16 protein-coding genes are annotated in these 6977 nt (G+C 49.9%); all 16 read right to left on the bottom strand.

Features of this window, described 5'->3' with window-relative positions:
* Positions 1–88: 88 nt before the first annotated feature.
* From rpsH to rpsJ, 16 genes are read right to left on the bottom strand one after another with little or no spacing between them, the layout of a single operon-like run.
* The gene (rpsH, locus tag B3F49_RS04515; protein ID WP_244772288.1) at positions 89–487 is read right to left on the bottom strand and encodes a 30S ribosomal protein S8; all 399 of its coding nucleotides are present in this window, start codon (positions 485–487) and stop codon (positions 89–91) included.
* A gap of 9 nt (positions 488–496) precedes the next feature.
* Complete coding sequence (locus B3F49_RS04510; protein WP_293896038.1) at positions 497–682, bottom strand: type Z 30S ribosomal protein S14; 186 nt, start codon at positions 680–682, stop codon at positions 497–499.
* Between the two features lie 12 nt (positions 683–694).
* On the bottom strand, positions 695–1246 hold the full coding sequence (gene rplE / locus B3F49_RS04505) for a 50S ribosomal protein L5 (protein WP_293896035.1): 552 nt from the start codon (positions 1244–1246) through the stop codon (positions 695–697).
* Positions 1246–1551, bottom strand: coding sequence for a 50S ribosomal protein L24 (gene rplX / locus B3F49_RS04500; RefSeq protein ID WP_293896032.1), 306 nt, complete (start codon positions 1549–1551; stop codon positions 1246–1248). The genes rplE and rplX overlap by 1 nt, the downstream gene beginning before the upstream one ends.
* A 10-nt stretch (positions 1552–1561) precedes the next feature.
* The gene (gene rplN, locus B3F49_RS04495; protein WP_244772290.1) at positions 1562–1927 is read right to left on the bottom strand and encodes a 50S ribosomal protein L14; all 366 of its coding nucleotides are present in this window, start codon (positions 1925–1927) and stop codon (positions 1562–1564) included.
* A gap of 15 nt (positions 1928–1942) precedes the next feature.
* The gene (gene rpsQ / locus B3F49_RS04490; protein WP_293896026.1) at positions 1943–2194 is read right to left on the bottom strand and encodes a 30S ribosomal protein S17; all 252 of its coding nucleotides are present in this window, start codon (positions 2192–2194) and stop codon (positions 1943–1945) included.
* 15 nt (positions 2195–2209) lie between these two features.
* Complete coding sequence (gene rpmC / locus B3F49_RS04485) at positions 2210–2416, bottom strand: 50S ribosomal protein L29 (protein WP_293896023.1); 207 nt, start codon at positions 2414–2416, stop codon at positions 2210–2212.
* Positions 2417–2420: 4 nt separating this feature from the next.
* A complete protein-coding gene (gene rplP / locus B3F49_RS04480; RefSeq protein ID WP_293896020.1) occupies positions 2421–2837 on the bottom strand; it encodes a 50S ribosomal protein L16 in 417 nt (138 codons plus the stop codon).
* A 6-nt stretch (positions 2838–2843) separates the two neighbouring features.
* On the bottom strand, positions 2844–3551 hold the full coding sequence (rpsC, locus tag B3F49_RS04475; RefSeq protein WP_293896017.1) for a 30S ribosomal protein S3: 708 nt from the start codon (positions 3549–3551) through the stop codon (positions 2844–2846).
* Positions 3552–3914, bottom strand: a complete 363-nt coding sequence (gene rplV, locus B3F49_RS04470; RefSeq protein WP_293896015.1) for a 50S ribosomal protein L22 — start codon at positions 3912–3914, stop codon at positions 3552–3554. It abuts the gene before it with no gap.
* A gap of 17 nt (positions 3915–3931) precedes the next feature.
* Entirely contained in the window at positions 3932–4204 is a 273-nt protein-coding gene (gene rpsS, locus B3F49_RS04465) for a 30S ribosomal protein S19 (protein WP_013608498.1), read from the bottom strand.
* Between the two features lie 9 nt (positions 4205–4213).
* The gene (gene rplB / locus B3F49_RS04460; RefSeq protein WP_293896012.1) at positions 4214–5038 is read right to left on the bottom strand and encodes a 50S ribosomal protein L2; all 825 of its coding nucleotides are present in this window, start codon (positions 5036–5038) and stop codon (positions 4214–4216) included.
* Between the two features lie 14 nt (positions 5039–5052).
* Positions 5053–5355 carry a 50S ribosomal protein L23 gene (gene rplW, locus B3F49_RS04455; RefSeq protein WP_293896009.1) on the bottom strand — a complete coding sequence of 101 codons (303 nt, stop codon included), beginning with the start codon at positions 5353–5355 and terminating at the stop codon, positions 5053–5055.
* An 11-nt stretch (positions 5356–5366) separates the two neighbouring features.
* Positions 5367–5996 (bottom strand): 50S ribosomal protein L4, encoded by a 630-nt coding sequence (rplD, locus tag B3F49_RS04450; RefSeq protein ID WP_293909252.1) that lies wholly within the window; start codon positions 5994–5996, stop codon positions 5367–5369.
* A gap of 11 nt (positions 5997–6007) precedes the next feature.
* Complete coding sequence (rplC, locus tag B3F49_RS04445) at positions 6008–6628, bottom strand: 50S ribosomal protein L3 (protein ID WP_288014520.1); 621 nt, start codon at positions 6626–6628, stop codon at positions 6008–6010.
* A 17-nt stretch (positions 6629–6645) separates the two neighbouring features.
* Entirely contained in the window at positions 6646–6954 is a 309-nt protein-coding gene (gene rpsJ / locus B3F49_RS04440) for a 30S ribosomal protein S10 (RefSeq protein WP_013608503.1), read from the bottom strand.
* Positions 6955–6977: the final 23 nt, after the last annotated feature.

Genomic DNA, 6977 nt, shown 5'->3' with positions numbered 1-6977 from the left:
ACATGAACAACACCATCGGTGACGGCAATCTTCACCCCTTGAGGTACTGTGATCGGCAATTTTCCAATTCTGGACATGTTATACCACCTTACCAAATAGAGCAGATCAGCTCACCACCGACCTTGTTCTCAGTCGCCTTCTTACCGGTAATGATACCAGCAGAAGTGGATACTACAACAACACCATGTCCGTTGTACACACGGGGCATATCCCTGTATCCGGTATAAATCCGGCGTCCAGGAGTGGAAATGCGTTCAATCCCGTGCAACACAGGCCCCTGAGTCTCGTCATATTTCAAGAAAACGCGGATGTACGAAATACCATCCTTCGTCACCTTCTTGAAGTTCTTGATAAATCCCTCATTCTTGAGAATCTTCACGATCTGAAGCTTCATCTTTGAAGTGGAGATATCTACTTTTTCATGCTTAGCCAAACTAGCATTTCTGATTTTGGTCAGCATATCAGCAACTGGATCACTTACAGCCATTTTTCTCTCCTACCAACTGGATTTGGTAACACCAGGAATCTGGCCTTCACTTGCCAATTTGCGGAAGCAGATCCTGCACATATCGAACTGGCGCATATAGCCACGGGGTCTGCCGCACACTTTACAGCGGTTGACGTGTCTGGTACTGAACTTGGGTTCCCTATTGGCCTTTACGATCATTGATTTCTTTGCCATATGTCTCCACCCTTATTTGCTGAAGGGCATGCCAAGCTTTGCAAGCAGGGCGTAGCCTTCTTCATCGGTCTTCGCGGTCGTAACAATGGCGATATTGAAGCCGCTGACACGCTCGATCTTGTCGAAGTCGATTTCCGGAAAAATAATCTGCTCGGTGATGCCAAGCGAATAGTTTCCATGACCGTCAAAAGCATTAGGCTTTACACCCTTGAAGTCCTTGACGCGGGGAAGAGCAATACTAATCAACCGTTCCAGGAAAAACCACATGTTATCCCCGCGAAGGGTGACCATGGCGCCAATCTCCTGACCCTCGCGGACCTTGAAGTTGGCAATGGACTTCCTGGCCTTGGTTTTCAGTACATGCTGACCGGTGATCTGCTCGAGCTCTTTCACAGCAGCATCGAGAAGCTTCTTATTGGTAATAGCCTCGCCGACACCAACACTGACAACAATCTTTTCCAAGGCTGGAATCTGCATCTTGGAGGTGTAGCCAAGTTCCTTGAACAGGGCAGGTGCCACAGTTTCGAGGTATTTCGTTTTAAGGTTTGGTACGAACTTTTCCATTAGATCACTTCCCCGGTTTTCTTGGCATAGCGGACTTTGTTTCCACTTTCATCAAACTTGTACCCGATCCTGGTAGGCTCACCCTTGCTGGTGACATACGCAACGTTGGAAACGTGGATCGGAGCCTCGATTTCCATGATGCCGCCCTTATCCTGCGAATTCTTCTTTTTCATGGTCTTCTTGACCATGTTGGCACCCTGGACGACGACCCTCTCATTCTCACGGTCTACCTTTACGATTTTGCCGGACTTTCCTTTGTCCTTTCCAGCAATAATCAGTACGGTGTCGTTCTTCTTAAGCTTCATGTGCACACTCCTACAACACTTCCGGCGCGAGTGAAACGATCTTCATGTACTTGTCACGCAGCTCTCTAGCTACGGGCCCGAAGATACGCTTGCCGCGCGGGTTATTGTTGGCATCGATGATAACACAAGCGTTGTCATCGAACCTGATATAGGTACCGTCAGGTCGGCGGTATTCCTTCTTTGTCCTCACAATGACCGCCTTCATGACGTCACCCTTCTTGATGGCGCCGTGGGGCAGGGCATTCTTTACAGCAACTACAATAATATCACCGATGCCGGCAACATACCGGTGGCTGCCGCCAAGCACCTTGATGCACTGCACCTGCTTGGCACCACTGTTGTCCGCAACATTCAAATACGTCTGCATCTGTACCATATCGTCTCTCTCCTATTAGCGAGCGCGCTCGACGATCTGCACGAGACGCCAGCACTTATCTTTGCTGATGTGGCGGCTTTCAACAATACGTACTGTGTCGCCGATATTGGCCTCGTTCCTTTCATCATGTGCCTTCACTTTCTTGGTGGTGGTCACATACTTCTTATACAGGGGATGCAGTCTTCTGGAGGAGATGGCCACGACAATAGTCTTGTCCATCTTGTCACTGACCACCTGGCCGGTAAAACTCTTCTTGTTAACTTCCATCTGAATCGCTCTCCCTTACTTTGCCGCTTTCCGGATTCCGAGCTCATATTCACGAATGCGGGTATTCACACGAGCGATATTCCGCCTGATGGTGCGAACAGCAAGCGGATTTTCCACATGCCCGAGCACTCTTCCCATGCGAAGGTCAAAATACTCTTTGTGCAGCTTTTCCTTCTTGGCAGTCAGCTCGTCAAGGGTCAAATCATTATATGAATTTTTCATACTCTCACTCCACTTCCCTTCTGGCGACAAACTTCGTCTTAATCGGAAGCTTGGACGCTGCAAGCGCCAATGCTTCACGAGCCAGCTCTTCAGTAACGCCGCCCATTTCAAACATGACAGCACCGGTCTTTACCACAGCAACCCAGCCTTCGGGAGCGCCTTTACCGTTACCCTGACGGGTTTCAGCAGGCTTCTTGGTGTAAGGCATGTCGGGGAAAATCCTGATCCAAACCTTACCACCGCGCTTGATATGACGGGTCATCGCGATACGAGCTGCCTCAATCTGGCGGTTTGTAATCCACTTCGGCTCGAGAGCCAACAGGGCATACTCACCAAAAGCAATCGTAATTCCGCGATGGGCAACACCATCGGTGGTACCACGCTGTTTCTTTCTATATTTTACTCTCTTTGGACTAAGCATGGCCTACTAACTCCTTGCCTCAAGGCTTTCGCTCTTGCTGGGCTTTCTTACCAACCCGCCGGCGTCCTCTTTGATTGTACGATCGTAGATTTCACCATTGAATACCCAAACCTTGACGCCAATGACACCAAAGGTAGTATTAGCAGTAGCAAAACCATAGTCGATGTCGCTGCGCAGGGTATGAAGAGGAACACGTCCTTCCTTCATCCACTCCGAGCGTGCAATTTCTGCACCACCGATACGACCGCTCAGCCTGATCTTCACACCCTGGGCACCACTCTGAATCGCCTTGGAAACAGCAGTCTTCATTGCTCTGCGGAAAGAACCGCGGGATACAAGCTGCTTGGCGACGTTCATGGCGATCAACTGGGCATCCGCCTCGGGCTTCTTGATTTCCTTGATCTTAATCTGCACCTTCTTGTTGGAAAGCTTCTGCAGACGTTCACCAAGCTTCTCAACATTAGCACCCTTGCTTCCAATAATGATGCCGGGGCGGCTGGTGGTGATTACAATCGTAATGCGCTGAGGCTTGCGGATGATTTCAACATCGGAAATTTCAGCACCCTGGACTTCCGGGCATTCAACCAAAGCCTTTCTCAGCTTCAAATCTTCGTGCAGGGTCTCTGCATACTCCCTGGGGTCCACATACCATTTGGACTTCCAGGTCTTGTTGACTCCAAGACGGAGTCCAATAGGATTAACTTTCTGGCCCATTTATTTCCTCACGCTTGCTTTTTCGTCAACGACGACGGTAATGTGTGACATCCTCTTAAGCAGAATATCCCGTCTTCCATGGGATCTCGGCCAGACTCTCTTGAGCCTCGGACCCTCGTTAACCTGCAACTCCTTGATCACAAGATTCTCTTCATCGATCTTCTTGTTCTGATCAAGAGCATTTGCACAAGCGGATTGCAACACTTTCAGGATCAAATTCGATCCCTTCTGGGGCATAGCCTCGAGAATTGCAACAGCCTCCACATAGGACTTATTCCTCACAAGATTGGCGACGGGGCGAACCTTGGAAGGAGATACCATCAGATACTTTGCAGTTGCTGAGTAACCTTTCTTTTCTTCCATATTAGTACCCATTGCGATTAACCAACCTTCTTGTCGGATGCATGCCCGCGGAAGATTCTGGTGGGTGAAAACTCACCAAGCTTGTGCCCTACCAGGTTCTCCGTCACAAATACAGGAATCCAAGTCTTTCCGTTGTAGACGGAAATCGTGAATCCCACCATTTCAGGGATGATCGTTGAACAGCGGGAATAAGTCTTGATCATCTGCTTCTGATTAGTCTTGAGAGACTCCTGAATCCTCTTATACAATTTCTTCTCAATAAAAGGACCTTTTTTGATTGATCTAGCCACTTTCTTCTCCTACTTCCGCTTCTTCACGATAAAGGCACCGGAAGGCTTCTTCTTGGAACGAGTCTTGCCACCCTTGGTCGGCTTACCCCACGGGGTAACAGGGTTGCGTCCAGCTGCAGTCTTGCCTTCACCACCACCATGCGGGTGATCGATCGGGTTCATTGCAACACCGCGAACCTTGGGCCTTCTTCCCAGGTGACGGCTTGCGCCGGCCTTTCCGAGGCTGACATTCATATGGTCTTCATTGCCGAGCTGCCCGAGGGTAGCATAACACTCACCGAACACCATGCGCATTTCACCGGAGGGGAGGCGCAGCGTTACATAGTCACCTTCCTTGGCGACAACGGTTGCACCAAGACCTGCAGAGCGGACAAGCTGTCCACCGCGACCGAGGGTGAGCTCAACGTTGTGGACCATCAACCCAAGGGGCACTTTCTTCAAAGGAAGAGCATTGCCGCTCTGAATGGGAGCATCAGGTCCGCTGACCACGGTGGTCCCTACGGTCAGTCCCTTCGGAGCAATCATGTAGCGCTTCTCGCCGTCGGCATAGAATACCAAGGCAATGTTTGCACTGCGGTTCGGATCGTATTCGATAGTCTTGACAATTCCGGGAATGCCGTACTTGTCGCGCTTGAAATCGATAATACGATATGCACGCTTATGGCCACCGCCTCTACGGCGAACACTGATGCGCCCGAAAGTATCCCGACCAGCCTTCTTGGTAAGGCCGACGGTCAAGGACTTCTCAGGCTTGCTGGCAGTCAGCTCGCTGAAGACCAAAGTAGTCTTCTGGCGAAGGCCGGGAGTATTGGGCTTGTAAGTTTTTAGAGCCATGTTCCAACTTCTCCTTATACGCCTTCGATGGCCTGGATGGTTGCACCCTTGGCCAAGGTTACGACAGCCTTCTTCCAATCACCGGTGTTACCAAGGATGCTGCCACCCTTACCGCGGGAATACTTCGGCTTGCCCTTTACAATCATCACGTTGCAATCGGCAACCTCAACTCCAAACAGCTCCTTTACAGCAGCCTTGATCTGGAATTTATTGCTGTCCATGTGGACCTTGAACGTGTACTTTTTCGTTTCGCCTTCACGAGCAATGTTTGTTTTTTCGCTCAGAACGGGCTCGATGATAATTTGATCTGCTCTCATTTCCGGTCCCCTTATTTGTCGCCGTAGAAATCGTTCAGATTTTTAGCGGCACCTTCCAGAACCAAGAGCTTTCTTCCATACAGCAGTTCCTTTGCAGAAAGCCTGTTGTATGAGAGAACACGCAGGTACGGAATGTTCCTCGCAGCGCGGCGCACCATCTCATCATCATCCTTCAAGATCAGGATGGTTCTGGACTCATCCTTCACAAAATTCTTGATGATCTGGTTCAAATCCTTGGTCTTGCCACTTTCAATGGAGAAATCCTCAACTACTACGAGGCGCTCCTCCTTGACCCCCAAAGAGAGCAGGCTCTTCATGGCAAGCCTCTTCATCTTCTTGGGAAGGTTGTAGCTATAATCACGCGGCTTGGGTCCGAAAATCGTACCACCACCAACCCAGACGGGAGACTTCTTGTCACCGGCACGTGCGTTACCGGTTCCCTTCTGTTTGTATGGCTTTACGTTGCTGTAATGGACCTCAGCGCGGGTCTTCGTGCATGCAGTACCGACACGCCGGTTTGCAAGCTCGTTGTTTACGGCATAATAAATGGATCCGTCACTCACTTCTCTGTTGAACACTTGATCATTCAACTCAATGCTTCTGACTTCACTGCCGTCAATTGAAAAGACTTTCGTTTCCATATATCTCGCCCCTACTTCTTAATCGCTTTCTTGACGATGACGACACTCTGGGCGGGGCCAGGGATTGCACCCTTAACCATAAGGACCTGCATCTCTTCATCGACACGGACGACCTTCAGGTTCTGAACCGTCATCCTCTCATTACCCATGTGGCCGGCCATTCGGTGACCCTTGAACGTGCGGGCAGGGGTGGATGACATTGCAGTACCACCGATATCGCGGTGGAACTTGGAACCGTGGGTGGCGCGACCGCCAGAGAAGCCATGACGCTTCATACCACCGGCATAACCCTTACCTTTCGTAGTCCCGGTGACGTCCACAAAGGCGGCGTCCTTGAATATATCCACGCCCAACACCTCGCCGACGGTAAGTTCCTTGTCATAGTCACGGAACTCAATGACATGCTGCTTCGGCTCACACACATCGGTGAACTGCCCTGCATACGGCTTGGTGATAGTGCTTTTTTTCTTGTCAATGGAACCCAGGACGGCAGCACTATATCCGTGCTTTTCGTCAGTACGTTCCCCGACAACAACATTGCCCTCAATTTTTATTACAGTCACGGGTGTGAGCCTGCCTTGCGCATCAAACACCTGTGTCATTCCAACTTTTTTGCCGATAAGCCCTAACATCTCTTACCTCAACTCTCTTACTGTTTAATCTCTACATCCACACCGGCAGGGAGCTCAAGCTTCATGAGGGCATCCATGACTTTTGATGTAGGATCCAAAATGTCAATCAACCTTTTGTGGGTTCTCATCTCGAATTGTTCACGAGACTTTTTATTGACAAAGGGCGATCTCAGGACAGTGTACTTGTTAATACGAGTCGGGAGAGGAACAGGCCCGGACACAGTAGCGCCAGCCCTGACGACAGTTTCAACGATAGCTTTAGAGCTCTGTTCAACAAGCTCAATATCAAAGCCTCTCAACCTTACTCGAATTCTTTCTTTAGCCATTATTCCTCCAAAAAACGGGCCTT

The sequence above is a fragment of the Sphaerochaeta sp. UBA5836 genome (genome assembly GCF_002432845.1).
Lineage (GTDB): Bacteria > Spirochaetota > Spirochaetia > Sphaerochaetales > Sphaerochaetaceae > Sphaerochaeta.
The sequence above is the reverse complement of the archived record's forward strand: the minus strand, read 5'-3'. Positions and strand labels throughout refer to the sequence as shown.

What these genes read in the sequence shown, in the direction of transcription:
- rpsH (WP_244772288.1), bottom strand. Translation starts at nt 487, where the DNA reads ATGGCTGTAAGTGATCCAGTTGCTGATATGCTGACCAAAATCAGAAAT.
- B3F49_RS04510 (WP_293896038.1), bottom strand. Translation starts at nt 682, where the DNA reads ATGGCAAAGAAATCAATGATCGTAAAGGCCAATAGGGAACCCAAGTTC.
- rplE (WP_293896035.1), bottom strand. Translation starts at nt 1,246, where the DNA reads ATGGAAAAGTTCGTACCAAACCTTAAAACGAAATACCTCGAAACTGTG.
- rplX (WP_293896032.1), bottom strand. Translation starts at nt 1,551, where the DNA reads ATGAAGCTTAAGAAGAACGACACCGTACTGATTATTGCTGGAAAGGAC.
- rplN (WP_244772290.1), bottom strand. Translation starts at nt 1,927, where the DNA reads ATGGTACAGATGCAGACGTATTTGAATGTTGCGGACAACAGTGGTGCC.
- rpsQ (WP_293896026.1), bottom strand. Translation starts at nt 2,194, where the DNA reads ATGGAAGTTAACAAGAAGAGTTTTACCGGCCAGGTGGTCAGTGACAAG.
- rpmC (WP_293896023.1), bottom strand. Translation starts at nt 2,416, where the DNA reads ATGAAAAATTCATATAATGATTTGACCCTTGACGAGCTGACTGCCAAG.
- rplP (WP_293896020.1), bottom strand. Translation starts at nt 2,837, where the DNA reads ATGCTTAGTCCAAAGAGAGTAAAATATAGAAAGAAACAGCGTGGTACC.
- rpsC (WP_293896017.1), bottom strand. Translation starts at nt 3,551, where the DNA reads ATGGGCCAGAAAGTTAATCCTATTGGACTCCGTCTTGGAGTCAACAAG.
- rplV (WP_293896015.1), bottom strand. Translation starts at nt 3,914, where the DNA reads ATGGAAGAAAAGAAAGGTTACTCAGCAACTGCAAAGTATCTGATGGTA.
- rplB (WP_293896012.1), bottom strand. Translation starts at nt 5,038, where the DNA reads ATGGCTCTAAAAACTTACAAGCCCAATACTCCCGGCCTTCGCCAGAAG.
- rplW (WP_293896009.1), bottom strand. Translation starts at nt 5,355, where the DNA reads ATGAGAGCAGATCAAATTATCATCGAGCCCGTTCTGAGCGAAAAAACA.
- rplD (WP_293909252.1), bottom strand. Translation starts at nt 5,996, where the DNA reads ATGGAAACGAAAGTCTTTTCAATTGACGGCAGTGAAGTCAGAAGCATT.
- rplC (WP_288014520.1), bottom strand. Translation starts at nt 6,628, where the DNA reads ATGTTAGGGCTTATCGGCAAAAAAGTTGGAATGACACAGGTGTTTGAT.
- rpsJ (WP_013608503.1), bottom strand. Translation starts at nt 6,954, where the DNA reads ATGGCTAAAGAAAGAATTCGAGTAAGGTTGAGAGGCTTTGATATTGAG.